The organism is Aliivibrio sp. EL58 (assembly GCF_900312675.1).
Lineage (GTDB): Bacteria > Pseudomonadota > Gammaproteobacteria > Enterobacterales > Vibrionaceae > Aliivibrio.
In genome coordinates this window covers 24,541-50,329 of sequence record NZ_OMPC01000009.1, presented here as the reverse complement: position 1 = coordinate 50,329, position 25,789 = coordinate 24,541, and the positions used below count along the sequence as shown (strand labels likewise).

At 39.0% G+C, this 25,789-nt stretch carries 25 protein-coding genes; 16 read left to right on the top strand and 9 right to left on the bottom strand.

Translation table 11 applies throughout. The annotated features are described in order from the left end of the window. Nucleotide 1: 1 nt before the first annotated feature. The 4 genes from tmk to ptsG all read left to right on the top strand — a co-directional run bounded on the left by tmk (nucleotide 2) and on the right by ptsG (nucleotide 4,248). Entirely contained in the window at nucleotides 2-634 is a 633-nt protein-coding gene (tmk, locus tag ED622_RS10965) for a dTMP kinase (RefSeq protein ID WP_122033906.1), read from the top strand. Continuing rightward, entirely contained in the window at nucleotides 624-1,595 is a 972-nt protein-coding gene (gene holB / locus ED622_RS10960) for a DNA polymerase III subunit delta' (RefSeq protein WP_122033903.1), read from the top strand. The genes tmk and holB overlap by 11 nt, the downstream gene beginning before the upstream one ends. Before the next feature lies 1 nt (nucleotide 1,596). Beyond that, nucleotides 1,597-2,367: a TatD family hydrolase gene (locus ED622_RS10955; RefSeq protein WP_122033900.1), complete on the top strand. Its 771-nt coding sequence runs from the start codon at nucleotides 1,597-1,599 to the stop codon at nucleotides 2,365-2,367. A 450-nt stretch (nucleotides 2,368-2,817) separates the two neighbouring features. Beyond that, complete coding sequence (gene ptsG / locus ED622_RS10950; protein ID WP_122033898.1) at nucleotides 2,818-4,248, top strand: PTS glucose transporter subunit IIBC; 1,431 nt, start codon at nucleotides 2,818-2,820, stop codon at nucleotides 4,246-4,248. A gap of 85 nt (nucleotides 4,249-4,333) precedes the next feature. Here the strand turns inward: ptsG and ED622_RS10945 are convergent, their stop codons facing one another. The 4 genes from ED622_RS10945 to ED622_RS10930 all read right to left on the bottom strand — a co-directional run bounded on the left by ED622_RS10945 (nucleotide 4,334) and on the right by ED622_RS10930 (nucleotide 7,560). Continuing rightward, the gene (locus ED622_RS10945; RefSeq protein ID WP_122033896.1) at nucleotides 4,334-4,960 is read right to left on the bottom strand and encodes a glutathione S-transferase; all 627 of its coding nucleotides are present in this window, start codon (nucleotides 4,958-4,960) and stop codon (nucleotides 4,334-4,336) included. Nucleotides 4,961-5,052: 92 nt separating this feature from the next. Next, nucleotides 5,053-5,148 carry a MetS family NSS transporter small subunit gene (locus tag ED622_RS10940; RefSeq protein WP_099047736.1) on the bottom strand — a complete coding sequence of 32 codons (96 nt, stop codon included), beginning with the start codon at nucleotides 5,146-5,148 and terminating at the stop codon, nucleotides 5,053-5,055. A 1-nt stretch (nucleotide 5,149) separates the two neighbouring features. Continuing rightward, a complete protein-coding gene (locus ED622_RS10935) occupies nucleotides 5,150-6,616 on the bottom strand; it encodes a sodium-dependent transporter (protein ID WP_122033894.1) in 1,467 nt (488 codons plus the stop codon). Between the two features lie 362 nt (nucleotides 6,617-6,978). Continuing rightward, on the bottom strand, nucleotides 6,979-7,560 hold the full coding sequence (locus ED622_RS10930) for a porin family protein (protein WP_122033892.1): 582 nt from the start codon (nucleotides 7,558-7,560) through the stop codon (nucleotides 6,979-6,981). Nucleotides 7,561-7,757: 197 nt separating this feature from the next. Between ED622_RS10930 and ED622_RS10925 the strand changes: the two genes are divergently transcribed. Next, a complete protein-coding gene (locus tag ED622_RS10925) occupies nucleotides 7,758-7,847 on the top strand; it encodes a YnhF family membrane protein (protein WP_099047735.1) in 90 nt (29 codons plus the stop codon). 116 nt (nucleotides 7,848-7,963) lie between these two features. On the opposite strand, the gene ED622_RS10920 is transcribed toward ED622_RS10925, so the two are convergent. Then, nucleotides 7,964-8,734, bottom strand: coding sequence for a phosphoribosylglycinamide formyltransferase (locus ED622_RS10920; protein WP_122033890.1), 771 nt, complete (start codon nucleotides 8,732-8,734; stop codon nucleotides 7,964-7,966). 358 nt (nucleotides 8,735-9,092) lie between these two features. Here ED622_RS10920 and tyrS point away from each other — a divergent pair, with 358 nt between their 5' ends. Next, entirely contained in the window at nucleotides 9,093-10,373 is a 1,281-nt protein-coding gene (tyrS, locus tag ED622_RS10915) for a tyrosine--tRNA ligase (protein WP_122033889.1), read from the top strand. Nucleotides 10,374-10,490: 117 nt separating this feature from the next. Here the strand turns inward: tyrS and ED622_RS10910 are convergent, their stop codons facing one another. Continuing rightward, nucleotides 10,491-12,887: a YgiQ family radical SAM protein gene (locus tag ED622_RS10910; RefSeq protein ID WP_122033888.1), complete on the bottom strand. Its 2,397-nt coding sequence runs from the start codon at nucleotides 12,885-12,887 to the stop codon at nucleotides 10,491-10,493. A gap of 394 nt (nucleotides 12,888-13,281) precedes the next feature. After that, a complete protein-coding gene (gene dcuC / locus ED622_RS10905; RefSeq protein ID WP_122033887.1) occupies nucleotides 13,282-14,649 on the bottom strand; it encodes an anaerobic C4-dicarboxylate transporter DcuC in 1,368 nt (455 codons plus the stop codon). Nucleotides 14,650-14,973: 324 nt separating this feature from the next. On the opposite strand from dcuC, the gene ED622_RS10900 reads away from it, so the two are divergent. Beyond that, on the top strand, nucleotides 14,974-15,681 hold the full coding sequence (locus ED622_RS10900) for a hypothetical protein (RefSeq protein WP_122033886.1): 708 nt from the start codon (nucleotides 14,974-14,976) through the stop codon (nucleotides 15,679-15,681). A 67-nt stretch (nucleotides 15,682-15,748) separates the two neighbouring features. Further along, nucleotides 15,749-15,943 carry a DUF4250 domain-containing protein gene (locus ED622_RS10895; RefSeq protein WP_122033885.1) on the top strand — a complete coding sequence of 65 codons (195 nt, stop codon included), beginning with the start codon at nucleotides 15,749-15,751 and terminating at the stop codon, nucleotides 15,941-15,943. A gap of 47 nt (nucleotides 15,944-15,990) precedes the next feature. On the opposite strand, the gene ED622_RS10890 is transcribed toward ED622_RS10895, so the two are convergent. Next, on the bottom strand, nucleotides 15,991-16,902 hold the full coding sequence (locus ED622_RS10890) for a LysR substrate-binding domain-containing protein (RefSeq protein WP_122033884.1): 912 nt from the start codon (nucleotides 16,900-16,902) through the stop codon (nucleotides 15,991-15,993). 220 nt (nucleotides 16,903-17,122) lie between these two features. On the opposite strand from ED622_RS10890, the gene metE reads away from it, so the two are divergent. Then, nucleotides 17,123-19,456 (top strand): 5-methyltetrahydropteroyltriglutamate--homocysteine S-methyltransferase, encoded by a 2,334-nt coding sequence (metE, locus tag ED622_RS10885; RefSeq protein ID WP_122033883.1) that lies wholly within the window; start codon nucleotides 17,123-17,125, stop codon nucleotides 19,454-19,456. A gap of 119 nt (nucleotides 19,457-19,575) precedes the next feature. Here metE and ED622_RS10880 read toward each other — a convergent pair whose 3' ends face one another. Continuing rightward, nucleotides 19,576-19,734, bottom strand: coding sequence for a YqaE/Pmp3 family membrane protein (locus ED622_RS10880; protein WP_122033882.1), 159 nt, complete (start codon nucleotides 19,732-19,734; stop codon nucleotides 19,576-19,578). A gap of 199 nt (nucleotides 19,735-19,933) precedes the next feature. On the opposite strand from ED622_RS10880, the gene ED622_RS10875 reads away from it, so the two are divergent. The 7 genes from ED622_RS10875 to ED622_RS10845 are packed head-to-tail and all read left to right on the top strand — an operon-like array spanning nucleotide 19,934 to nucleotide 25,789. Next, a complete protein-coding gene (locus tag ED622_RS10875) occupies nucleotides 19,934-20,848 on the top strand; it encodes a hypothetical protein (RefSeq protein ID WP_045102507.1) in 915 nt (304 codons plus the stop codon). Between the two features lies 1 nt (nucleotide 20,849). After that, the gene (locus ED622_RS10870; RefSeq protein WP_122033881.1) at nucleotides 20,850-21,998 is read left to right on the top strand and encodes a beta-ketoacyl-ACP synthase III; all 1,149 of its coding nucleotides are present in this window, start codon (nucleotides 20,850-20,852) and stop codon (nucleotides 21,996-21,998) included. Further along, complete coding sequence (locus tag ED622_RS10865; protein WP_122033880.1) at nucleotides 21,998-22,411, top strand: hypothetical protein; 414 nt, start codon at nucleotides 21,998-22,000, stop codon at nucleotides 22,409-22,411. Before ED622_RS10870 ends, ED622_RS10865 begins: the two co-directional genes overlap by 1 nt. Nucleotides 22,412-22,424: 13 nt before the next feature. Further along, nucleotides 22,425-23,441 (top strand): BtrH N-terminal domain-containing protein, encoded by a 1,017-nt coding sequence (locus ED622_RS10860; protein WP_122033879.1) that lies wholly within the window; start codon nucleotides 22,425-22,427, stop codon nucleotides 23,439-23,441. Next, nucleotides 23,441-24,364 (top strand): ABC transporter ATP-binding protein, encoded by a 924-nt coding sequence (locus ED622_RS10855; protein WP_122033878.1) that lies wholly within the window; start codon nucleotides 23,441-23,443, stop codon nucleotides 24,362-24,364. Before ED622_RS10860 ends, ED622_RS10855 begins: the two co-directional genes overlap by 1 nt. Further along, complete coding sequence (locus ED622_RS10850; protein WP_122033877.1) at nucleotides 24,357-25,523, top strand: ABC transporter permease; 1,167 nt, start codon at nucleotides 24,357-24,359, stop codon at nucleotides 25,521-25,523. Before ED622_RS10855 ends, ED622_RS10850 begins: the two co-directional genes overlap by 8 nt. Continuing rightward, nucleotides 25,520-25,789 (top strand): acyl carrier protein, encoded by a 270-nt coding sequence (locus tag ED622_RS10845; RefSeq protein ID WP_122033876.1) that lies wholly within the window; start codon nucleotides 25,520-25,522, stop codon nucleotides 25,787-25,789. Before ED622_RS10850 ends, ED622_RS10845 begins: the two co-directional genes overlap by 4 nt.

Sequence of the window (25,789 nt, the reverse complement as noted above, 5' to 3'; positions counted from 1 at the left end):
TATGTCTAAATTTATTGTAATTGAAGGCCTAGAAGGCGCAGGAAAAAGCACCGCAATTAAAAATGTATTAGCGACCCTTGCTAAGCATGGTATTGATAGTCCTGTGACGACAAGAGAGCCAGGCGGTACGCCATTAGCTGAAAAAATGCGTGAGTTGGTTAAACAAGGTCATCCTGATGAGCCATTAACGGATATGGCCGAGTTATTACTACTGTATGCAGCACGAGCACAGCTAGTTGGTAATGTGATTAAGCCGGCATTAGCGAGAGGCGAGTGGGTTGTTGGTGATCGACATGACCTATCTTCACAAGCCTATCAAGGTGGTGGTCGTGGTTTTGATCGTGATTTAATGGCGACAATGAGAAATACTGTTCTTGGTGATTTCAAACCAGACTTCACTATCTATATGGACATTGATCCTAAATTAGGTCTTCAACGTGCATCAGCCCGTGGAGAATTGGATCGAATTGAGCAGATGAAGCTGGATTTCTTTGAGCGCAGTCGTGAACGTTACTTAGAGTTTGCCAATAGCGATGAAACTATTATTACTATTGATGCAGGACAAGATTTAGAAACAGTAACACAGTCAATTATTAGTGCATTAGAAACGTGGTTAGCGGCTAATGGCAACTAAATTATATCCTTGGCAGCAAGGTGTTTGGCAGCAATGGCAGCAATTGATAGCGACAGATCGATTGCCCCATGCCATCTTGTGTGCGATGCCAGATGGAACAGGTAGAGATGCTCTCGTTCAGTATTTTTCTGATACCTTACTGTGTTTAACACAAGGAACCGAGCCTTGTGGCTTTTGTCATAGTTGTGGTTTGGTTGAGTCGGGAAACCATCCTGATCTGCATTGGATTAGACCCGAAGTTGAAGGGAAATCTATTTCGGTTGACCAGATCCGGCAGTGTAATTCGTGGGCATTAGAGTCATCACAGTTTAATGCTAAACGAATGATCATTATTGAGCCTGCTGAGAAAATGACAGAGTCTGCAGCCAATGCATTGCTTAAGACATTAGAAGCGCCACCTAAGAACTGTCAATTTGTACTGTTAGCCAATTCTGCGCACCATTTATTACCAACAATTCGCAGTCGTTGCCAAGTTTGGTTGCAACCAGAGATTAGTGCAGAAGTAATTACTGAATGGTTAGCTGAGACAGAAAAACTGACAGTTAGTCCACAATCAATAGGATTGAATAATTATTTACCATTAGCTGTTAAAAGCTTTTATCAAGATAAGAAACAAGCGAGTCACCAACAGCTTCTTTCTCATTTTAGCGCTTGTGTGGGATCGTCTTTTTGTGCGACATCAGATGTCGTTAAAAGCTTAATTAAGCTAGAAGATGAAGGTCTTTGTTGGTTAAGCTACTTACTGTCCGATATTCAAAAGCGACAATTAGGCGTTGTTACAGGTTGGGTTCACTGTGATGAGCAAGAGAGTATTGAGCGTTTAGCAAAAAGTATCCCAACCAATATAGTTTATAAACAATATTTAAGCTTGAATGAATTACGACAACAGTTGAATGCTCATCCAGGGCTAAATAAAGAATTATTATTAACTCAATGGTTATTTGAGTTTATTGGAGAGTAATGTGTTAATTGATTCACACTGTCACTTAGACAAATTAAATTACAGTGATCTACATACTAGTGTTGAAGATGTGCTTGAAAAAGCCAAACAGCGTGGAGTAGAGCAGTTTCTTACTGTAGGGGTAACCTTGGATGCTTTTCCAAATATGATGGAAATGATTAAGGATCACCCTGAAGTTCATGCCTCTTGTGGGATCCACCCTTTAGATGTTGATTCTGAGTTTGATTTGTCTATTTTTCGTCAATATGCAGCAAATGAGCGTGTTATTGCGATAGGTGAAACGGGGTTAGATTATTTTTACCAACCAGAAAGTGCTCCTCGTCAGCGTGATTTATTTGAGCAGCAAGTAGAAGTTGCGGTTGAGTATAATAAACCATTAATTATTCATACAAGACAAGCTCGAGAAGATACCTTAGCTATTCTAAAAAATGGTCAAGCAGATAAATGTGGTGGTGTAATACACTGTTTTACTGAAGATTGGGAATTTGCAGAAGCAGCGATGGATTTAGGTTTTTACATTTCTATATCAGGAATTGTAACGTTTAATAAAGCCGTTGAATTGAAAGATGTGGTTCGCCGTTTACCTTTAGATCGTCTATTAGTCGAGACTGATTCTCCTTATTTAGCTCCAGTACCATTTCGAGGAAAAGAGAACCAACCTGCTTATGTAAGGGATGTTGCTGAGTATATTGGTTTATTAAAAGGAAAATCATTTGAAGAGGTTGCTCAAGTAACCACCAATAATTTCAAGAAACTTTTTTTGAACAAATAATTTGAATTTGTTGATAAAACAATCAAAAGAGAGGCATTAGTCTCTCTTTTTTTTATTAAATTGATTTTTTGCAGGTTTTCGTTACTTATTTTATAAGTAATCGATTGCAGTAGCCGTTTATTTGCCCTATCTATTTTTGTTGCTAAAAATAACATTTTATTTTCGACTGTTTTTAATTATTTTTTATATAAATCATAACCTTATCTTTAAGGTGTATTTTTTGTATTACTTTTGCTACGCCTTACTTTTGTGATCGCTGCAGGGTTTTAAAACAATAAATGAAAACATGCTAGAAACTGTTTTTACATAGGTCTATATTTAGCGACAGTTTGATTAGAGACACGATTACTTACAATTATGTTAATTACATATAGGCAAGGGGGATATTGCCGTAATTCACTAGTAGGCCTTGAGTGTTTCAATTGTATTTATAATTATTAGGAGCAAAACATGTTTAAACACCTTTTTGCCAATCTACAGAAAGTTGGTAAGGCACTTATGTTGCCTGTATCAGTTCTTCCAGTAGCTGGTATTCTTTTAGGGGTTGGTGCAGCCAACTTTAGTTTCCTTCCTGAAGTGGTTTCTCACTTAATGGAACAAGCTGGTGGTTCAGTATTCGGTCAAATGGCTCTGCTATTTGCTGTAGGTACTGCACTTGGTTTTACAAACAATGATGGTGTTGCTGGTCTAGCAGCTGTTGTTGGTTACGGCATCATGGTTGCTACACTTAAAGTGATGGCAACAGTAATGGGTGTTGATGGTATCGAGACTGGTGTTCTTGGTGGTATCCTTGCTGGTGGTGTTGCTGGTTGGGCTTTCAACAAGTTCTACCGTATTCAACTTCCAGAATACTTAGGCTTCTTCGCTGGTAAGCGTGCAGTGCCAATCGTTACTGGTTTTGTATCTATCGCTCTAGGTCTAGTTCTTTCAGTAATTTGGCCTCCAATCGGTGGCGCAATTGCGGCATTCTCTGATTGGGCAGCAAACCAAAACCCAGTAATGGCATTTGGTATTTACGGTGTTGTTGAACGTTCTCTTATTCCTTTTGGTCTTCACCATATCTGGAACGTACCATTCTTCTACGAAGCGGGTTCTTGTGTGAACAACGCTGGTGAGCAAGTAAATGGTATCATGACTTGTTTCCTTACTGCTGATGACGCATCTCGCGCTGCAGGTAACGGTTTCGGTCAACTTGCTGGTGGTTACTTATTCAAAATGTTCGGTCTTCCTGCTGCTGCAATCGCAATTGCACATTCAGCAAAACCTGAAAACCGCGCTAAAGTAATGGGTATCATGGCATCTGCTGCGTTAACTTCATTCCTTACTGGTATCACAGAACCGATTGAATTCGCATTCCTATTTGTTGCTCCAGTTCTTTATGCTATCCACGCAGTACTTGCTGGTGTTGCATACATGCTAACTAACGCATTAGGTATTGTTCACGGTCACACATTCTCGAATGGTTTCATTGACTTTGTAGTTCAATCTCCACGTGCAGAGAACATGCTTCTTCTTGTTGGTCTTGGTCTTGTTTATGCCGTTGTTTACTACATCGTATTCCGCTTTGTAATTAAAGCGATGAACCTTAAGACTCCAGGTCGTGAAGATGAAGATGAAAATGCAGGTCCTGCTGTAACTGGTTCTGAGTTAGCTGGTGAGTTAGTTGCTGCATTTGGTGGTAAAGAGAACATCACAAACCTTGATGCTTGTATTACTCGTCTACGTGTTTCTGTAGCAAGTGTTGAAGCGGTAAATCAAGACAAACTGAAACAACTTGGCGCTGCAGGTGTTGTTGTTGCAGGTTCTGGTGTTCAAGCTATCTTCGGTACTAAATCGGATAACTTGAAAACAGACATGAATGAGTGGATTACTCATAACTAATTATCGGTTTTATCGATGATTAATAAAAGGAGACTTTCGAGTCTCCTTTTTTGTTTTCTGGTTTGAGAAGAAGAGAAACAAAGGGTTATTTTTCAGGGAACGAGATTTCTTGATGTGATTCTAACCAAGTCGGATATTTCTTCATGATTTTGAGAAACAGCGCTGAATCAATGAAATTCGTAAGCCAATCACGTACGTGTTGATATTTACTTTGGTTAAACCAATCAATGTCCACAAACGCAAACTGGCGAATAAAAGGAAGAATGGCCAAATCAGCAAAACTGTATTCATCACTAAATAATCTATTTGAATTAGTTAACTGTCGTTCTAGTTTCTCTAAAAATATCTCACCTTGCTCACGGTAGTAAACTTCTGAATGTTCAGGGTAGCGATCTGCGTATTTGTATTTATCTAACCAGCCTTTAAATACCTCATCATTTTCTTTTATTAATAAATGCATGGTATTCGTTGCTGAATTTAACAGTTGAGAGCCTTCTAAAGCCCATTTCATGATATCTAAGCTTTCATCTATCACATGCCCATCTTTTTCAATTAAGACAGGAACAGTGCCTTTAGGGGATGCCTGTATCATTGCTTCTGGTTTATGTTTCAATATGATTTCACGAAGCTGTACCGATTTTTCAGAGAGAGCAAGCCCAAGCCGTGCACGCATAGCATAAGGGCAGCGGCGAAATGAATAGAGAATGATCATTTTTACCTTCTAAATTAATTTAAAATGAAACAGCGAAAAAAAAGCAGATCCGAAGATCTGCTTTAAGACTAACATTTTCTAGAAAGTAGTTTCTAGTTACTGTTCATCGCCTTACGGATACAGAAGGCTGCGCCTCCCCAAGTGATCCCAAGGCCAAGAACCATCATAATGATTGCACCAGTTGTCATATTAAGCCTCCTTGCTTGATTTATTAATTACGATACCAACCACTAGCATTGCGGCAATAAGACCCCAACCAAGTAGCAGTAAATCGAATTGAGCATAACCGCCATAACCATCAGTTAACGTATTAACGATATTTGTTCCTAAGATAACCACTAGGAAAGCAGGGCTGACAAAGCGTAAGCAGATCTCAAACCATTTACCAATCGTAAACTCAGATATTTTATTAACGTGCGAGCGGATATCAGCCAGTTTCACTAACCAACCCATAATAAACAGTTCGATTAAACAACTAGTTAATAGCGCAATGTTATTGATGAAGTAGTCAACCAAATCAAGCAGTAATAGACCGCCATTAGTTGCGAATGCCATTGAAACCACTAAACCAACACTACATACAACAGACGCTGCTTTTTTACGAGACCAGTTTAATTTGTCAATGAAAGCAGACGTTACCGCTTCAATGATTGAAATGTGAGAACTTAACCCAGCCACAACTAAAGCAAAGAAGAATAGAGGTCCAAGAATATAAGGCGCCGGTAGTAAGTTAATTGCTGCCGGAATAGTAACAAAAGCAAGCCCAACACCAGCGCTAACCACTTCTGTTAATGGTTTACTCTGCTCATGTGCCATGTTACCTAAAATAGAAAAGATAAGAATACCGGCGATAATAGAGAAACCACAGTTAATCAGTACCGTCATAAAGGCGTTATTATTCACATCTGATTTTTCAGGTAAGTAACTTGAATAAGCCAGCATGATGGCAAAGCCGACACTTAGGGTAAAGAAGATTTGACCATAAGCGGCTGACCATACTTTTGGATCTGTGATCTTGCTAAAATCTGGTTGGAATAGGTAGTTAAGCCCATCGAGTGCACCAGGTAAGAAAATCATTCGACCAATAAGAGCAATAACCATAATAAACAGTAACGGCATCATGATCTTACTTGCACGTTCTATCCCACTTTTTACGCCACCAAAAATAGCCGCAAAAGTGATTGCCCAAGCAATAACTATTGGAATAGCGATGTGCCATTGAATACTACCAAGTTTTGTTGGTGAGTTGTCACCTAACTTTAGGTACTCGCTAAAGAAATACGCGTTAGTATCTTGTCCCCAGCTTTGAGAAAAAGACATACTGAAGTAAGAGATAGCCCAGCCAATAACAGCAACATAGTACACTGCAATTACAGCAGCTATTAATACTTGGAACCAACCAAGCCATTCGTATTTTTTGTTTAGTTTTGCAAATGTTCGTGGTGCAGAGCCTCTGAATTTATGGCCCATACCAAATTCCATGATCATAAATGGAATACCAGCAGTTAGCATTGCAAATAGATAAGGGATGAAGAAAGCACCGCCGCCATTCTCATACGCCATGTATGGAAAACGCCAAATATTACCTAGACCGATAGCAGATCCTACTGCTGCAAGAATAAATCCTGCACGAGAACCCCATTGTTCACGCTTCATAAAACACTCCTTTAAAAAACTTTTCCCTGAGAACTGAAGCTTGTTCAGTATCATTCTCTATTTAAGTTGAAATCAATTTGCTCAAACTAGAGGTATTAGCTAAGCATTACAGGCAGATTACCTATTTATGATTGTTAAGGCAATATGACATAAAGGTAGCAAAATATAGCGTTAGTAGTGAATTGTTCTTAATTTGATTGATATTATGGCAGGTAGTGTTAAAGATAATTTCTTATGCAGAGTCTATTGTTGTTAATTAAAGGTTAAATGATTAATTGTGTTTTTATAAAAAAATTCCAATTGATGAGAAAACAACCATATCAATTGGAATTTAGAAAATGATAAGTAGGATCATGTAGGGGTTAAAAACTGAATCTTAAGCCAAGGTTACCTTGAAATTGATTCATCCAGCTTCCTTCATAACGAATGATACACCCGCTCTGTGTGGATCCAGAAACACAAGCACTGTCGAAACTACTATCAACAGAGGTCCCTAACCAACGCGCTTCGAGTTGTAATGCGAGATTATCAGTAAAGTGGTACTGCAACCCAGTAAAAGCGCCGGCAGAGAAGTGTAGGCTTTCGTCACTCCAGTCGACATCGGTATAAGTAGCACCAAGACTTAAACCAAAGAAAGAGCTTAAATGAGAGGTGAGAGGGTAATCTAATGCACTTTGAAAGTGTAAATAATCAAATCGTGTTTTGTTGCCCAGTGATTTTACCTCACTGCTTTGAGTGCTATAAAATAATCCAATACGACCAGTATCAAAATCTGTTTCAATAGCGAGGGAGAGTGCGTTATCGCCTTTAATATTGAAGGTTTCACCTGCGCTATTTTCTACTTCACCACCCGAGGCAATACCAATAGAAGGGGTTATGTACACTTGAGCAAATAGTGGTAGAGGTACAATCGTGAGTGACCCTAGTAATGATGTCCGTTTCATTTATTCCTCCCAAAAGTGTTTCGTAATTTTATTAACTTGTATTTAGTCACAAAACGGTTAATTTTATGCTGATGTTAGATTTATTATGCTGACATTGTGATACCAATACCAACTTGGTGGTCTACTTCTTTTGATTACTTGAAGATAGCTCGAAGTAGTGTTAATTTTTTGTTACATCACAATAACAAGGAGTCGTTATGGACAGTGATTTTAAATTTGCACTTATTACAACTGTAGCTGTTTTTTCAGGATTAGCTTTTTTTGGAAGTTTGGTTTTGATGGCATGAAATACGAAACAAGCAAAAGCAGATAAAAAGAAAAGAGCAATCAATAGGTTATTGGTTGCTCTTTTTAGTTTCTGATGCCGTAGACTAGAATCAATAGATTAAAAGAAAGAGGTTATTTACGCTAGCGCTTGGGTCGGTAAATAGGCCTGCCAAGCATTAGCGTATAGCGATTGAGATAACGCTCTTAATTTAGCAACACGAGCTTGCTCAAATTCAGTGAACTCTCTATTTTCAATCAGTGTTAAACGCTCGATATTTTGAATTTCTTCGTACAGTTTATGTTCTGCTCCATTTTTTACCGTTGCAATCTCTTTTAAGTGCAGCTGTATTTCCGCAACTAATTTTGTTTTTGGTAGCTCTACCAACAACTTAATATCTCGATAGCCTGATTTAGCTGGCTCTGCAAAACGGTTAGTGACACTCAGTACAGTTGTTTCTCTATTTATTGATTCATAAGCGGTTACTAAATCAGGTATTGAATCGGCAACTACCGTAGCTCTTGCCATGTCGGTTAATTTATTTACCTGACCATTTAATTCTTGTTCAATCTTTAATAAAGCTCGTTCGGTACTTTTTACACCTGCAAATTGAGATTGGGCATTTGACATTAATGCGGTCTCTTTACAGATATTTTCTAATTCTCTCTGAGCTTGATGAGCCTTAGAATTTAAAATATTAAAATCATCATAAGGTTGATGTGAGAAATGGTTCCAACTTTGAATCGAAAGTAGACCATTTAGGCTGTGAAGGACATGTTGATGATCGATCTCTGATTGGTTTGCTTCTTGATAATCAGGTTCAATAAACTCAATTAATGAGGAAGCTTGTGCTTGAGGACGTCCAAATACTAAAACCATTAGGACTGCGGCACGGGCAAACTTTTTCATTCTTTTTCCTTAGCAAGACAGAAAGAAATAGCAACTAAGTAGACAGCATCTTAGCAACACCTACTAAATAAATATGGGCACACTTAGCAGATTCAAGAGGTGAAAATTATCATTGTTTTGGTTTGAGTTAAGCATCACAGAATTACAATTCTTGACGTTAAATTAAGGTCAATTTTTGAACTTTTTCTTCTTGAAATTGAAAGCAATTGTAACTAGAAAATGGTTAATCAAATGGGGAGATAAAATAGATATTAGTTCAAAGTGGCTTTTTACTCACAAAGTCTGTTATTTAGCGGGTAAATGTGTAAAATCGAATCTTCTTTTTTATACCGAAATTTAGAGTACAAGTAGGTTATCTATGACAGCAACAAATGAATTATTGCAGGATTTAAAAGCTCGTGGGCTTATTGCACAGTGCACAGCAGACGAAGAATTAGCTGAGCACCTTTCAACTGACTGTCGTACTCTCTATTGTGGTTTCGATCCGACAGCAGACAGCCTACATATTGGTAGCCTAGTACCTTTGTTAGTTCTTAAGCGTTTTCAACAAGCGGGCCATAAGCCATTAGCACTTGTTGGTGGCGCTACTGGTTTAATTGGTGATCCAAGCTTTAAAGCGGCAGAGCGTCAATTGAACACCTCTGATGTTGTTGGTGATTGGGTTAATAAAATCCGTGCTCAAGTTTCTGCTTTTGTTGAGTTTACAGAAGAGAAAAATGGCGCAGAAGTCGTGAATAACCTAGATTGGATTGGTGAAATCAATGTAATCGAATTCATGCGTGATATCGGTAAGCATTTCAGCGTAAATGCAATGATTCAAAAAGAATCAGTAAAACAACGTATCGACCGTGAAGGTTCTGGTATCTCATTTACTGAGTTCAGCTACATGCTACTTCAATCGTATGACTTTGCTGCGCTAAACAAAGCAAAAGAATGTACGCTGCAAATTGGTGGTTCTGATCAGTGGGGTAACATCACTGGTGGTATCGATCTAACTCGTCGTATGAACCGTAATAAAGTATTTGGTTTAACGCTACCGCTAGTAACTAAATCAGATGGTACTAAATTTGGTAAGACGGAATCAGGTACAATTTGGTTAGACCCAAGCAAAACATCACCATACGCTTTCTACCAATTCTGGTTGGGTACTGCGGATGCTGACGTATATAACTTCCTACGTTTCTTCACTTTCCTATCTGTAGACGAAATTGCTGCAATTGAAGAAAGTGACAAGAGTGTTCAAGGCCGTCCTGCTGGTCAAGGCGTACTTGCTAAAGAAGTGACTCGTTTGGTTCACGGTGAGGAAGGCTTAGCTTCTTCTATCCGTATTACAGAAGCATTGTTCTCTGGTGATCTAGCATCGCTAACTGAAACTGATTTAGCACAACTAGCACAAGATGGTCTACCAACGACTGAGCTTGAAGCTTCAGAGCAAACTATTGTTGAAGTACTGACTCAATCTGAACTAGCAAAATCGAATAAGATGGCGCGTGAATTTATTGGTAATGGTGCGGTTTCAGTAAACGGCGAAAAAGTAGCTGATTCTGAAGTGGTTCTTAAGAAAGAAGACGCATTATTCGGTAAATACAGCGTAATCAAACGTGGTAAAAAACTGTTTAACTTATACGTTTGGAAATAGAATAAATTAGTAATGGAGTGGAGTAGATAACTCTGTTTCATTACTTTATATTCGGGCAATAAAAAAGCGAACCGCATTGGTTCGCTTTTTTTATACTTGTTAATTTTTTCTATTTACTTAACGGTGCTTTGGTTTACGTTTAGCACCTGTACCGCTTGGCTTATTGGCGGTTGGTTTATTACCAGTGGCTTTAGGTTTACCATTGCCACTTGGTTTACTGTTTGAATAACCATTACGAACGCCATTCTTCTGTCCGCTTGATGCAGGCTTATCCGAACTTGCGTGTCCTGTTGGTTTTCCACCGTTACCATTACGGTTTTGACCTTGACCTTGAGAGCTAGGCTTACCGTTGCGATTACTCTTATTTTGACCACCACGATTATTACTATTACGTGGATCACCATCAAACTGTGCTTGAGTATGCTTAGTTGCAAAACGTTTCGCACCGTGACGTCCTGTTTGGCGACGTTCAGCAGGTGTTTGTGTATCGATATCGTCTTCAGGCACTAAACAGTGTGGCTTATCACCAATAAGGTGTTTTTTGCCCATTTCTGTTAATGCTTCACGGATCATTTTCCAGTTTTTAGGATCGTGATAACGCAATAAGCCTTTATGTAGTCGACGTTGACGCTCACCTTTAGCTACCGTCACATCTTCACGTTTTTTATATTTCACGCGTTTCAGTGGGTTTGTTTCTGAGTAATACATTGAGGTTGCATTACACATTGGTGATGGATAGAAGTTCTGAACCTGATCACACTCAAGGTTGTTTTTCTTCAGCCACATCGCTAGGTTCAGCATGTCTTCATCTTCTGTACCCGGATGAGCAGAGATAAAGTAAGGGATAAGATATTGCTTCTTACCAGCTTCTTGGCTGTATTTTTCAAACATAGACTTGAAGCGATCGTACGTTCCCATACCTGGCTTCATCATTAAATCTAATGGGCCTTTTTCGGTATGTTCAGGTGCAATTTTCAAATAACCGCCAACGTGGTGGGTGACTAACTCACGCACGTATTCTGGAGATTCAATTGCTAAATCGTAACGAACACCAGAAGCAATTAATACTTTCTTAACGCCTTTAACTTTACGAGCTTCACGGTACAAATCAATCGTATGTACGTGATCAGTATTTAGCTTGTCACAGATCTTAGGGAAAACACAAGAAGGACGACGACAGGTTGCTTCTGCTTTCGGTATTGAACAGCCTAAACGATACATGTTCGCTGTTGGACCACCAAGATCTGAGATCGTGCCGGTAAATCCAGGAACTTTGTCACGAATTTCTTCTAGTTCATTGATGATCGATTCTTTAGAGCGGTTCTGAATAATACGACCTTCGTGTTCGGTAATACTACAGAATGAACAACCACCAAAACAACCACGCATAATGTTGACTGATGTTTTAATCATGTCATACGCAGGGATCTTAGCTTTGCCATACATAGGGTGTGGAACACGCGCATAAGGCAAGTCAAACACAAAATCCATTTCTTCTGTTGTCAGAGGAATTGGTGCTTGGTTTACCCATAATTCGCGATCACCATGACGCTGGATTAATGCACGACCAGAGTATGGATTGGTTTCTAAATGCATAATACGACTAGCGTGAGCATAAAGAATACGGTCACCGTTTAGTTTTTCATACGGTGGAATACGAATCGCTGTTGTTTTTGAATCATGGCGAGAGGCCGTTACCGTAATAACTTGTGGCTGCTCTTCTTTTACTTCAGCTTTGTTGGTTTCACATTGCTCTTCCGTTGCGTATGGGTTGATTGGAACAAAAGCAGCTTTACCTGGCTTTTCAATACGAGAAGAGTCAATGATTTTAAAGCCTTCAGGTTCTGCAGGTAGATTCACCGCAGTACCACGAATATTGGTCATTGTTTTAACATCTTCGCCACTAGCAAGGCGATGGGCAACTTCAACTAAAGCACGCTCAGCATTACCAAAAAGAAGTATGTCACCTTTAGCATCAAACAGTACTGAGCGACGAACTTTATCAGACCAGTAATCGTAATGCGCTAAACGGCGTAGACTTGCTTCAATGCCACCTAAAACAATAGGCGTATCTTTAAACGCTTCACGACAACGTTGAGAATATACCAGTACAGCACGGTCAGGGCGCTTACCACCTTCATTGTTTGGGGTATAGGCATCATCATGACGAAGTTTTCTATCTGAGGTATAACGGTTGATCATTGAATCCATGTTACCAGCAGTGATACCAAAGAATAAATTTGGTTGACCAAGAGCCATGAACTCGTCTTTGTTGTCCCATTTTGGTTGAGCAATGATACCAACGCGGAAGCCTTGTGCTTCTAGCAAACGTCCGATGATCGCCATACCAAAACTTGGGTGATCCACGTACGCATCCCCAGTTACAATGATAATGTCGCAGCTATCCCAACCAAGTTGGTCCATTTCTTTACGAGAAGTAGGAAAGAAAGGGGCTGTTCCATAGCATTCTGCCCAGAATTTCGGGTATTCGTTTATTGGAGTTACGTTGTGCATTAGTTCACCTCAGAATTTGGAGGCCGAATTATACCGATTTGCGAGTGATTTAACCAGAAAATAAAGCCCTCAATATAAGTAGGGGCGTCTGATAGCAAGATGGAACTAGATGTATAAACGGCATAAATAGGTAACAGAGATGGCTAAAAAAGAGAGGGTAAAAATGATAGCCGTGTCTTTAATCATGGGGAATGTGCTCGTATTGATTGAAATATTGAATAGGACAAATGTATCTTCAATTAATTAGTTTTACGTGAGCATTAGGTAAATTGTTTGTAAGGAAAGAGCTGATTTGATGGGGTATCACAAAATTTAATAGAAAATAGGTTATAGATTAAAAAAAACGCCAGTCGAATTAAACCACTGGCGTTAATATTGTTATCTATTTAGCATATTATGCATACATTGGAACAAGTACCATCGTTCCTGCAATTACCGTGATTAAGCCACAAATAACAGGCACAGATGTACGTTTTACCACTTCAAATGGACTGATTTTTGCCATACCAGATGTCGCAACGATAACGCCAGATACTGGTGAAATAGTACGACCAAGGTTAGATGCTTGCAGCATAGGAATGATAAGGAATGCAGGGCTAAGACCCATTTTACCAGCCAGTTGTGGTGCTAATTCTACGAATGCATAGAAAGGAGCATTACCAGAACCTGTTGCAATCGCTGCAGCTACGGTTAAGCCAGTTAGAAGAAGCATTAATGCGATACCACCTGCACCAGCAGAATCTGCAAGGTGCAGTAGGTTATCAATTGCACCAACAGACATTAAGCCTTGTGCAAATACACCGGCTGCAACTAATAGCATTACAACACCTTTAAACGCGTCAGCCATACCTGCGTAGCAAGATTCTAAATCTTCTAGCGTAGCTCTGCCGTCTAGTTTATTAGTAATAAAGTTAATGACCGCACCAATGAAGATTGAACCAACAACGATAGTATAAATATCTAGAGATAAACCAGGGATAGTTTCGCCATTGAAGACAAAGACACCAACGATTGGTAAGAAAGGTAAAATCGCGTAGTAAGAAGGTGCGTTAACTTCCATTGCTGAAATATCAACTTTTTCCATTGGCGTATTTTCTTTCTTATCTAGGTATTTATTCCAGAAGAAAGCCGCTGCTGCCATAACGATGATTGCACAGATAGAAACAGGTAATACCGTCTCAACCGCGAACGTATGTAGAGGAAGGCCTGATTTTTCTGCAGCAACGATAACGTCACCAGAAGTTGGTGAAAGAATGATGGCTGCTGGAGAGGCACAAACGGCAACGGCTGCAGGACGAGAGATACCCATCGCTGTCATCATTGGGAAAAGTGTCGCCATCAATAGCACACCAAGACCTGTTGCAGAACTTACTGCAAGAGACATTAAACACGCTACGATATAAGCCGCAACAAGTAAAACGTAAGGTGATTTAATAAATGCTAATGGTTTAGAGAACTGCTTTACAACAACATTGTTTGCACCAATGTGAGTCATGTAAGAAGCAAAACCACAAAGTAGCATGATTTGCATACCTAGGCCGCCCCCACGATATTGCAGCATGTATTTCACGTATTCTAGTGCATCTGTTAATAAGTTACCTGTAGCGGTAACTTTTGCAGGTAAAACGGTGTGCCCTAATAAGCCTGCAATAATAAGTAATGCTAAACCAGCGGTCAGTAGTACACCTGCCGCCTTATATCCTTTTACGATAAAGTAACCCACCAACACGGTGATCACCAAACCAATCATTAACTCCAACATGGAATTTTCCCCTTAAGATTTCAAAAATACAAAAATTGTGTAACTTATATACATATTCTTACACATTTCGTAATAGAAACTTACCTAATTTTCACCTGTAGCACATCTGCTACTTAACCTCATCATGATCTAAAACAAATAAAAAACAGTTCTGTTAATAAGATGATGCGCAACTGTTGTTCTTGTTGCTGTAAAAGGCTAATGAGTTGAAACTTGCTACCTGTATTTTTGAGAACTTAATAGAAATTGATTGTTTTTCAACCGTTACTAGACGAAGTGAAATTAGGGTTTATACTAGCGTCATTCTAATTAGGTGGCGTAGTTATGTTTTTTCAAACCTTACAATATATTCTTATTCCTGCACTCTTAGGTGCACAAATACTATTAACGATCATTCTACACAAAGGGGATATTTGCCCTGGTCAACGTGGCCGTATTCATAAATGGCTACCTGTCTTGATCCTTGGTTGGTGTGTCATTGCTGGTATCGGTATGACTTATGCTTCTATTTTTGCAATTAATTTTGTCCCTGCGATTGCCATTGCTGGTTTTTATCTGAGTGTAAAAACAGGCAAAACTCGTGATAAAGGGCCGTTAATTGTGATGGCATTAGCGAATGGTTTTGCTGCGGCAAGCTTTGTTAATTTAGCCTTGGGTTCAGGTTCATTTACCCAGTTATTTTTTGCAGTGACAGGTCCGTTCTTATTTGGTGCCTTGTTAACTCATTTACTATTAACCTTGGCACGAACTCGTTTACAAACATTCCATAAACTATTACCAATCAGTGGGGTAGTGAGTGGGATTGTTATGGCTGTTATTTTGTTGTGTCAAACGCTAAGTATTCATGAAATATTCTTGGATAAGATGGCCGTTAAATTGGGTATTGCATTAGGCTTGATGCTATTAAGTATTGGTCTGTGGAGCTTTCACTTATTTAAACAACAGGCTGTGAAGTGGCAAGTATTGCTTGTTTCAAGCGTTATTATGGCTATTTCTGGTTATTATCAATTTCAGTTGTTTTTTGTGATGTAGGCCACGCATTACTTTTCAAAACTGATCTAATCTAAGTGTGTCTCTTAAGCAACATGGAGGGTGAAGATTGGATTTAAGTAATGCTCACGGACTAGAAAGTGGAATTCTACTCGGCATCATTAATGAAAAATTGCGATTGGAATGTCACAGTCTAGAAGAATTGTCCAGCGTGTATGAGCTTGATACACAAGGAGTTCAAGACAAGCTCAGTGGATTGGGTTATCAATATGACCCATTAACGAATCAATTTAAAAATAGCTAAGTTTTAAATTAACGCAATAGAAATAAAGCAATAGAAGATACCTCGATTTAAGTCATTTTAATTCCATCTAAATGACTCTGGCTCTGCTGTTTCGCAGTAGAGAAAAATGCTTGTACATATCTTTTATCATGTTCGCTGTCCCTAACGGCAGCGAACAATCTTCTCCATAATCCTTTCCCTAATGGTTTACTCTCAATTAATCCTTGTCTTGAAAATTCACTGATTGCCCAATTAGGTAGCGCTGCAACTCCTAAACCTGCCGACACCATTTGTATCAACATTAATGTATTTTCTGCTTGTTTCCATTTGGCTGGTTCAACATGATTTGGCGATAGGAAATGTTTTACGACATCTAAGCGCTGTTTTTGGACTGGATAAGTTAGCATGGTTTGATCGAGCAAATCCTCAGGTTCAATACATTCTTTATTCGCGAGAGGATGGTTTGTTGCCATGACAAGGCGCATTTCAAAATCAAACAATGGCTCGTAATGTATCTCTCCACGAGGTTGAATGTCAGATGTGATCACTAAATCTAGATCGCCATTCACTAATGCAGGTAAAGGCTCAAAACCAAAGCCTGATGAAAAATCCAATTCCACTTCAGGCCAACCAACTTGATATTCTTTAATTGCAGGCATTAACCATTGGAAGCAAGAGTGACACTCTATAGCCATATGCAGTCGACCATGTAAATCTTCTTTTAGGCTGGCAATATCATATTCAGCTCTGGCCATTTTCGGCAAAACTTCATCTGCCAGTTTTAATAAGATCTCACCTTCTGAGGTGAATTTTACCGGGCGTGTTTTACGTAAAAAAACATGATTACCAAGGCGTGCTTCAAAATCTTTCAGTTGGTGAGAAAGGGCTGACTGGGTTAAATGGAGCGCATTAGCCGTTGCTGTTAATGAGCCAGTATCCCGCAATGTAGTTAATGTTTTTAGATGTTTTAATTCAATCATTATAAATCCTCAAGTTCCGTTTGAGTTTGTTTAATTCTCTTCACAGTAAAATGAAAATGCAGAAAAGTAAACATCTAGACGGCTAAAACCAAATAAAGAAATTTATAATATAGAAGCGTTGTTGAAATAAATTCATAATCAAAGTGAAGTATTCGACGTTGTAGATAGTGATAAAAAACGTCATTGTTTGGCCATCCAAACGGCTAAGGGAATTAAGTCAATGACAACAGAATTAAACAATACAGTAGGAAAAACAGTCACTCATATTTTAGGCTACCCACGAGTAGGTGCTCAACGAGAGTTGAAATTTGCACAAGAAAAATATTGGCGTGGTGAGATAGAGAAAAAAGAATTATTAGCAGTTGGCAGTGAATTACGTCAACGTCATTGGAAAGATCAAACCACATCGGGACTTGATTTTGTTACCGCGGGTGATTTTGCTTGGTACGATCATGTATTAACGACGAGTCTTCTATTAGGTCATGTACCAGCTCGTCACAATAACGGTTTTCCAGATTTAGATACCTTATTTAAAGTGGGTCGTGGTCAATCTCAAAACAGCTGTGGTTGTGGTGAAGCGGCCTCAGACATGACTAAGTGGTTTAATACTAATTACCACTATATTGTGCCGGAATTTTCTAAAGACGATAAATTTAACGTTAGTTGGTCACAGCTATTTGATGAAATTGCAGAAGCGCAAAAACAAGGGCATACCGTTAAACCAGTACTTCTTGGCCCATTAAGTTATTTGTGGTTAGGCAAAGAAGTGAATGATGAAGAAGTAGAGCAAGGGTTTGATCGTTTAGCGCTTCTTCCTCGCTTACTTACCGCTTATCAGGCAATTTTTTCGAAGTTATCTGCGCTTGGTGTTGAATGGGTACAAATTGATGAGCCAATTTTAGCGCTTGAGTTACCCAAAGCATGGGCAAATTCATTTAAATTGGCTTATCAAGTAATCCAAAGTGATGTGAAGTTACTATTAACAACATACTTTGATGGCGTCGAACACCATTTAGATAAGATCACTGAATTAGCGGTAAATGGCTTACATATTGATATATCAGCAGATCCTAAACAATTAGACACGATTGTAGCTGCATTGCCAAAAGAGTGGGTATTGTCTGTTGGTGCGATTAATGGTCGTAATGTATGGCGAGCAGATTTAGAACGTTTGCATGAAAGACTGCAACCAGTGAAAGAAAAGCTGGGTGATAAGTTATGGATTGCAAGCTCATGTTCATTGTTGCATAGCCCTGTAGATTTAGAACAAGAAACGGAATTATCACAAGAAACTACTCAATGGTTTGCGTTTGCAAAACAAAAGTTAAAAGAAGTGACTTTGTTAGGTGGTGCACTAGATGGTAACCAAAACGCAATCTTAGCCTGCCATCAATACAGTCAGCCACTGCGTGAGCGTGAGACGGCAGAGCACATTAATAAGCCTGCAGTACAGCAACGTTTAGCGGCAATTACCCCTGCGTTAGCAGAGCGAGCAGATGGATATTCAGTTCGAGCACAACACCAAGCTGAAAAATTGGGTTTACCATTATTGCCAACAACAACGATTGGTTCATTCCCACAAACCTCTGATATTCGTCAACAGCGCAGCGCGTATCGTGCAGGTAAATTAAACGAACAAGATTATGTTGCGGCAATGAAAGGTCATATTGCTGATGCAGTTGAGCGTCAAGAGCGTTTAGATTTGGATGTATTAGTGCATGGTGAAGCAGAACGAAATGACATGGTTGAATACTTTGCGGAGAATCTAAATGGATTTCAAGCAACGCGATTTGGTTGGGTTCAAAGCTATGGCTCACGTTGTGTTAAACCGGCTATCGTGGTGGCAGATATTGAGCGTGAAGCTCCAATCACGGTTGATTGGACGCAATATGCTCAATCGTTAACGACTAAACAAATGAAAGGGATGCTCACCGGACCAGTAACGATTCTTGGATGGACGTTCCCACGTGAAGACATTAGTCGTAAAGAAATCGCACAACAGTTAGCGTTAGTTTTACGAGATGAAGTTTCTGATCTTCAACAAGTGGGCATTAATATTATTCAAATTGATGAGCCAGCTATTCGTGAAGGATTGCCGATCAAAAAGAGCGAGCAAAAATCGTATTTAGAGTGGGCAGTAGAAGCGTTTAAGATCTCAGCAGCAAGTGCGAAATCAGAAACTCAAATTCATACTCACATGTGTTACAGCGAGTTCAATGAGATTATCGAATCAGTGGCAGCGTTAGATGCAGATGTGATCACGATAGAAACGTCTCGTTCAAACATGGAATTATTGAAAGCGTTTGAAGACTTTAATTATCCAAATGAGATTGGACCGGGTGTTTATGATATTCACTCACCAAATATTCCAAACGAAGAGTGGATTGTTGATTTAATTGAAACCGCAGCAGCAAAAGTGCCTGTTGAGCGTTTATGGGTGAATCCAGATTGTGGTTTGAAAACGCGTAACTGGAAAGAAACAGAGGCGGCGCTTGAAAACATGGTAAAAGCGGCGAAAACACTGCGTAAGAAATGGCAAGTTAACGCAGCTTAGATAAGAGTAACTAATATTACTGGTTAATAACGTTCATTTACGTGGAACCAAATAAAAGCGAAACACCTTCATTTAGGGTTTCGCTTTTTTATTTTACGTTTTTTTAATGAGTTACTTTCTTAACGAGTCGTTACCCAAAGGGCGTGGATCATTCCTGGTACCCAGAAGAAAAGAGTCAGTACAATGTTGATTAAGAGATCTTTTCCTACCCCTTTTGCAAAGAAAACACCTAGTGGTGGAAGCAATACACATAAAATAATTAAAACAAGCTTGTTCATATATTATCCTTAATAAAATGAAGTTATGAGCTCACGCTAATTTATTATGGAGTTAATATCAAATAGTTTATTAATTAAACGAGGAGGTTATCTATTTAAGCTTGAAGTTGTTAAATATATTGATTAGCTATTTATAATAATTATGGATGCTATAAAATAGTTTGAAAATAATCATATTAATAATGAAATTACTTCGCCTATGAAAAAAGTTTTAGTCGTTTCTCACTCTCAAAGTGGGCAGCTTGCAAAATTTGTTGAGCTCGCAACTGCACCTTTACGTCAAAGTGATGAAGTAAAGGTTGATTATCACTGTGTTGAGCCTGTCAATAAATACCCTTATCCATGGTCGTTTTACCCATTCTTTGATGCTTTTCCTGAAGCGATTTATATGAATGGCTGTGAAGTGAAGCCTGCAGAAAATTTAGAAGAAGAGTATGACCTAGTTATTATCGGTTATACGGTATGGTTTTTATCTCCTTCGATTCCAATGACTGGATTTCTTAAAACAGCGCAAGCAAAGCGTTTAATTAAAGATAAGCCAGTGATTACTTTTATTGCTTGTCGTGATATGTGGGTAATGGCGCAAGAGAAGATGAAAGCGGTTATTGCAGAGTTAGGCGGTACATTGATTGATAATGCGGTATTAACCGATCAAGGGGGTTCTATTTATGCATTTATTACTACTCCTCGTTGGTTGTTAACTGGCAAAAAAGATCCATTTTGGATTTTCCCTGCCGCAGGGGTATCTGAACAAGATCTTCAAGAAAGTGAGCGCTTTGGTCATCGCCTTGTTAGTGCATTAGAAAATGATTTAGAAAAGAAAAAAGAACCATTACTTAAAAATCTGAATGCAGTGACAGTAAATGGAAAACTGATCGGTTCTGAAAAAATCGCCACACGCTCATTTATGGTGTGGGGCAAGCTAATTCAAAAGTCAGGTAAGCCAGGTTCTTTTCCTCGTAAAATAGTGATTACTATATACGCCGTATTTTTAGCACTAATGGTATTAACTTTGGTACCGATAAACTTATTAGTAAAGAAACTTATTTCACCTTTTAGAAAGAAAGCAGTAGAAGAAAGCATTACCTATTACGAAAAACCGTCAGGACGTTAGAATGAATAAAAAAGTATATATCAATGACATTCAGGCTTTTTTGCCTAATGATGCCGTTGGTAATAAAGAAATCGAAAACGTTCTTGGACAAGTTGGTTCGCGTCCCTCTCGTGCAAAAAATCTCATTTTGCGATCCAATAAAATTAAGAAGCGCTATTATGCAATTAATCCTGCAACCGGCGAAACGACGCATACGAATACTGAGCTTACAGCAGAAGCGATTAGAAAATTATCGTCACCTTCCTTTGATATTAATACTACCGAGTTGTTAGCTTGTGGTACGACGATTGCGGATCAAATTTTACCAAATCATGCCCTAATGGTGCACGGTGAACTAGGGATCCCTAGCTGTGAAGTGATGGCAACCTCTGGGATCTGTTTGTCGGGGACCATGTCATTAAAATATGGCTATATGTCGATTCTAAGTGGCCAAAGTAATAATGCCGTGGTCACAGGTTCTGAAAATGCATCAGCGATGATGAGAGCCAATAAGTTTGAAGCTGAAATTGAAAATGTGGTGGATGAACTAGAGCGTCAACCTGAGATTGCTTTTGAAAAAGACTTTTTACGTTGGATGTTAAGTGATGGGGCGGGTGCTGCACTATTAACGTCTCAACCTAATACGGATTCAATCTCCCTTGAAATTGAATGGATGATGCAAAAATCATACGCTAACGAGCTTAATGCTTGTATGTATGCAGGTGCTGAAAAACAAGCAGATGGCAGCTTAAAAGGCTGGCGTGAATATGGATCTCAAGAGTGGTTAGATCAATCTATATTTTCAGTTAAGCAAGACGTAAAACAACTGAACGATAATATTGTTGAATACACAGTAACCAAGCCGCTAAAAGAGTTAGTTGAGCAAGGTAAAGTAAACGCGGATGAAGTGACCTATTTTGTTCCTCATTACTCATCAGGTTACTTCCGTGATCGTCTGTATCAAGGCATGCTAGAAGCTGGCTGTGATATTCCACAAGAACGCTGGTTTACTAATTTACCAAGCAAAGGAAATACAGGCTCAGCTTCGATTTATATCATGTTAGAAGAGCTGTTCCATTCTGGTGAGTTAAAAGTGGGTGATACATTATTGTGTTACGTACCAGAGAGTGGGCGATTCTCTACCGCCTTTATGCAATTGAAGGTGGTCTAATGGAAGTTAAAAAAGTCCCACAAGATAATATTTCAACCTACGCTAATAATGCGAAAGCCGTGTATGCCACCGATGAAAATGGCGAGTACTCAGTGGTCGCGTCTACAGGTTGGGAAGTCGAAGAAGAAGTCACAAAGCAAGCCTTAAATGAATTTGAACGACAAGCACAAGTAGCGTATGACCTGGTAAGAACAGGGGAAAAGTCCTCTTTGTATTATCATATGTTTGCTCAACGTATGGATCTAATGGTGTTAGCGCAATCTGTTGGTTGGTTTCAATGGCGAGTTAAACGTCATTTTTCACCATCGGTGTTTGCTAAGTTATCGCCAGCTAAGCTTTCGGCCTACAGTGATGCATTAGGTATTTCAGTTAAGCAATTAACTAAATTACCTAACCTTTCGAATAAAAAATAAATAAAGCGTGTTCATGACCACTACCTTGAAAAAAAATAATACTCAGTTTCAACACAAACACTATGCACACTGTGAGAGTGGTGTCATGTCTTCGATGCTTACTCATCATGGTTTGCCATTATCAGAGCCAATGGTGTTTGGTTTATCAAGCGCGTTAGTGTTTGCTTATCTTCCGTTTGTGAAACTCAGCGGCATGCCATTGATTGCCTATCGATCGATGCCAAAATCCATAATGAAAGGATTGCAAAAAAGCATCGGTTTGAAAATGAAATTAGAGAAGTTTTCAAAGCCAGAGCAAGGCACCAAGCGATTAGATGAGTTACTTGAACAAGGTAAAATCGTCGGCGCACAAACGTCTGTATTCTGGTTGCCGTATTTTCCAGAAGAGATGCGTTTTCATTTTAATGCACATAACCTCATTGTTGTTGATAAAAAAAATCAAACCTATCAAATCAGTGACCCAGTCTTTGAGCACTTAGTTGAAGCCGAAGAGAAAGCGCTACAAAAAGCCCGTTTTGTTAAAGGTGTTATGGCCCCAAAAGGGTCATTGTATTATCCAACGCATATTCCAAGTTCGATTGATTACCCTAGTGTGATTGAAAAGAGCATTAAGAAAACCGCTAAAACGATGCTGAAAACCCCTGTGCCTATTGCAGGCTTAAAAGGGATGCATTTTTTAGCCAAGCATATTCGCCAATTAGAAAATAAAGACGAGCATTACGCAAAACTGTTTTTAGGTCACATCATTCGTATGCAAGAAGAGATTGGCACTGGCGGTGCCGGTTTCCGTTATATCTACGCTTCTTTTTTACAAGAAGCGTCAGAGTTGATTCATAACGAAAAGCTAAAAACCGCTTCTATTGAGATGACGGCGATTGGTGATGAGTGGCGTGAGTTTGCATTATTAATAGCCAAAGCGATCCGCCCTCGAAATAAAAAAGCCATTGAATTTGATATTATTGCAGCAAAATTAGAATCAGTTGCTGAGCAAGAAAAGCAATTGTACTTATCATTAATGCGAGCGTTTTAATGATCAAAATTAGTGGCTTAAATAAATCCTATGGTAACAAGAAAGCGTTAGATAACTTAACGCTCTCCATTCCCTCAAATAGTATTTATGGTTTACTCGGTCCTAACGGAGCAGGAAAAACCACGCTGATCTCCATTTTAAATGGCTTAGTGTCGTTTGATTCTGGGGAGGTCTCTTTTTTTGATTTATCGCTAAAAAATAATCTAAAGGTTATTCGTCAGCGCTGCTCTTTGATCCCTCAACGCTTGGCTTTTTATGAGAATTTAAGTGTAAAAGAGAACTTAAACTTCTTTGCTGGTGTGCAAAAAATAAAAGGCAAAATCTTAAAAGATAATTTAGCGTATGCGGTAGAAACGAATCGCCTTGCAGCCATGATGGATCAAAAATCATCAACCTTATCTGGCGGTCAAAAGCGCCGTTTAAATATAGCGATTGGTTTGTTAAATAACCCTGATGTTCTATTTTTTGATGAGCCGACAGTGGGGATTGATCCTGAATCGCGCAATGAAATTTTGGATACAATTAAGGCGTATAAATCAGACAATAAAACCGTGATTTACACATCTCACTATATGCCAGAGATTGAAAAAATCTGTGATGACGTGGCAATCATGAATGCGGGTCAAATCGTTAAGCAAGGTTCAATATCCTCATTGATTAATAATCAAGAGAGTCAGCAAGTGATTGTAGAGCTTTATCCTCATTCATCGGTACCGCTATCTCTGTCTATTATGAATATGGAGGCCGTGAGCGTAGTTGATACGACGACCTTACTATTAGATCATTCAAGCAGCACATTGGTTGCTCAAGTGATCAGTGAATTAGAACAACAGCACATCAAAGTGAAACAAATCCGCTATGGTGCAACCACACTTGAATCTCTATTTATCAATCTAACATCAAAAGGAAGAACCGATGTTTAAAGCCATGTTGATAAAAGAATTCTTATTGGTAGGCCGAGATAAACACGCGTTAGCTGCATTGTTTATTATGCCTGCGGTGTTTATCTTGATCATGTCATTGGCACTTAAAGATGTGATGAACGAAGATAAATCATTAATGACTTATGTAGTGATTGATCAAGATTCAACCGCTGCTAGTGAAGCGTTAACGACTAAATTATCTACTATTAAAACATTAACTCAGTATCCTTTGAGTTCGAATGACTACCTCTCACCTGAAGAAGAGGGGGTGCAGTTTATTATCGATATTCCTGATGGTTTTTATCAAGATGAGCGACCACTGAAAATTAGTGTAGCTGCAGATACCTCTCCCTCTTTACTGACCATTTTCAAGAACCAAATAGCTTTGAGTTGGATGGGAAATAAACTTGATGAAGTGAACTCTGCCAATCAAGATAATTTTGATTTTTTGGATGATGACAGTGCTGATAATTCTTTTGATGAATCGTCATTAATGGAGATTCAATACGCCAAGTTATCCCAAGATGAAAAACCGACCTCGACTCAACAAAGCGTGCCTTCATGGATCGTGTTTGGTTTGTTCTTTGTCATTATTCCGATGTCGACTATTTTTATTAGTGAGCGAAAACAAAATACCTTAATGAGATTAAGCACTATGAATCTCAGCTTAGCGGCCTTGTTTGGTGGGAAAATATTACCTTATATGCTGATAAATCAAGTGCAAGTCTGGTTAATGATAGGCGTTGGCATGTATATCGTTCCTCTATTTGGTGCGGCTCCATTAACGATTGGTGGTTCGGTTTTTGGTTTGATATTGGTTTCATTATCACTCAGTTTATCGGCAATTGGTTTGTCTATTTTGATTGCAACCGTGGTTGATAGCATTGAACAAGCAACGACGATTGGCGGCATTATTAATATTTTATTAGGGGCGATTGGTGGCGTCATGGTGCCTAAATTTGTGATGCCAGAAGCGATGCAAACCTTCTCCAATATTTCTCCGATGTCGTGGGGCTTAGAAGGTTTTTTAGATATTTTCTTACGTCGAGGAAGCGTAATGGATGTGCTTAATGAAGCCATGGCATTGACGTTATTTGGCGTGGTTTCACTATTGATTGCCAGTATTGTATTTACTTATAAACAAAGGAAAAGTTCATGAAAGGGTCGTCAGATACAGAATTCAAAATAAAACTTAAAAATATGATCCTTGAAGAGTGTGACAGAGAAGAAATCGCAGCAGATGAATTGGCAGATGATGTAGAGCTATTTTCTGATGAGAGTGGTTTAGAGTTAGATTCAGTAGATGGATTGCAAATTTCGATGTTATTGCAGCGTCACTTTAATTTACGTTTGGTAGACCCAAAAGAGTTTCGCCGTATTGTAACGACGATTAATCACCTTGCTGATCACCTACAACCAGAATAA

Excerpts from the sequence above, each read along its gene's own strand:
- tmk (WP_122033906.1), top strand. The coding sequence starts at position 2 with ATGTCTAAATTTATTGTAATTGAAGGCCTAGAAGGCGCAGGAAAAAGC.
- holB (WP_122033903.1), top strand. The coding sequence starts at position 624 with ATGGCAACTAAATTATATCCTTGGCAGCAAGGTGTTTGGCAGCAATGG.
- ptsG (WP_122033898.1), top strand. The coding sequence starts at position 2,818 with ATGTTTAAACACCTTTTTGCCAATCTACAGAAAGTTGGTAAGGCACTT.
- ED622_RS10945 (WP_122033896.1), bottom strand. The coding sequence starts at position 4,960 with ATGATCATTCTCTATTCATTTCGCCGCTGCCCTTATGCTATGCGTGCA.
- ED622_RS10940 (WP_099047736.1), bottom strand. The coding sequence starts at position 5,148 with ATGACAACTGGTGCAATCATTATGATGGTTCTTGGCCTTGGGATCACT.
- ED622_RS10935 (WP_122033894.1), bottom strand. The coding sequence starts at position 6,616 with ATGAAGCGTGAACAATGGGGTTCTCGTGCAGGATTTATTCTTGCAGCA.
- ED622_RS10930 (WP_122033892.1), bottom strand. The coding sequence starts at position 7,560 with ATGAAACGGACATCATTACTAGGGTCACTCACGATTGTACCTCTACCA.
- ED622_RS10925 (WP_099047735.1), top strand. The coding sequence starts at position 7,758 with ATGGACAGTGATTTTAAATTTGCACTTATTACAACTGTAGCTGTTTTT.
- ED622_RS10920 (WP_122033890.1), bottom strand. The coding sequence starts at position 8,734 with ATGAAAAAGTTTGCCCGTGCCGCAGTCCTAATGGTTTTAGTATTTGGA.
- tyrS (WP_122033889.1), top strand. The coding sequence starts at position 9,093 with ATGACAGCAACAAATGAATTATTGCAGGATTTAAAAGCTCGTGGGCTT.
- ED622_RS10910 (WP_122033888.1), bottom strand. The coding sequence starts at position 12,887 with ATGCACAACGTAACTCCAATAAACGAATACCCGAAATTCTGGGCAGAA.
- dcuC (WP_122033887.1), bottom strand. The coding sequence starts at position 14,649 with ATGTTGGAGTTAATGATTGGTTTGGTGATCACCGTGTTGGTGGGTTAC.
- ED622_RS10900 (WP_122033886.1), top strand. The coding sequence starts at position 14,974 with ATGTTTTTTCAAACCTTACAATATATTCTTATTCCTGCACTCTTAGGT.
- ED622_RS10890 (WP_122033884.1), bottom strand. The coding sequence starts at position 16,902 with ATGATTGAATTAAAACATCTAAAAACATTAACTACATTGCGGGATACT.
- metE (WP_122033883.1), top strand. The coding sequence starts at position 17,123 with ATGACAACAGAATTAAACAATACAGTAGGAAAAACAGTCACTCATATT.
- ED622_RS10880 (WP_122033882.1), bottom strand. The coding sequence starts at position 19,734 with ATGAACAAGCTTGTTTTAATTATTTTATGTGTATTGCTTCCACCACTA.
- ED622_RS10875 (WP_045102507.1), top strand. The coding sequence starts at position 19,934 with ATGAAAAAAGTTTTAGTCGTTTCTCACTCTCAAAGTGGGCAGCTTGCA.
- ED622_RS10870 (WP_122033881.1), top strand. The coding sequence starts at position 20,850 with ATGAATAAAAAAGTATATATCAATGACATTCAGGCTTTTTTGCCTAAT.
- ED622_RS10865 (WP_122033880.1), top strand. The coding sequence starts at position 21,998 with ATGGAAGTTAAAAAAGTCCCACAAGATAATATTTCAACCTACGCTAAT.
- ED622_RS10860 (WP_122033879.1), top strand. The coding sequence starts at position 22,425 with ATGACCACTACCTTGAAAAAAAATAATACTCAGTTTCAACACAAACAC.
- ED622_RS10855 (WP_122033878.1), top strand. The coding sequence starts at position 23,441 with ATGATCAAAATTAGTGGCTTAAATAAATCCTATGGTAACAAGAAAGCG.
- ED622_RS10850 (WP_122033877.1), top strand. The coding sequence starts at position 24,357 with ATGTTTAAAGCCATGTTGATAAAAGAATTCTTATTGGTAGGCCGAGAT.
- ED622_RS10845 (WP_122033876.1), top strand. The coding sequence starts at position 25,520 with ATGAAAGGGTCGTCAGATACAGAATTCAAAATAAAACTTAAAAATATG.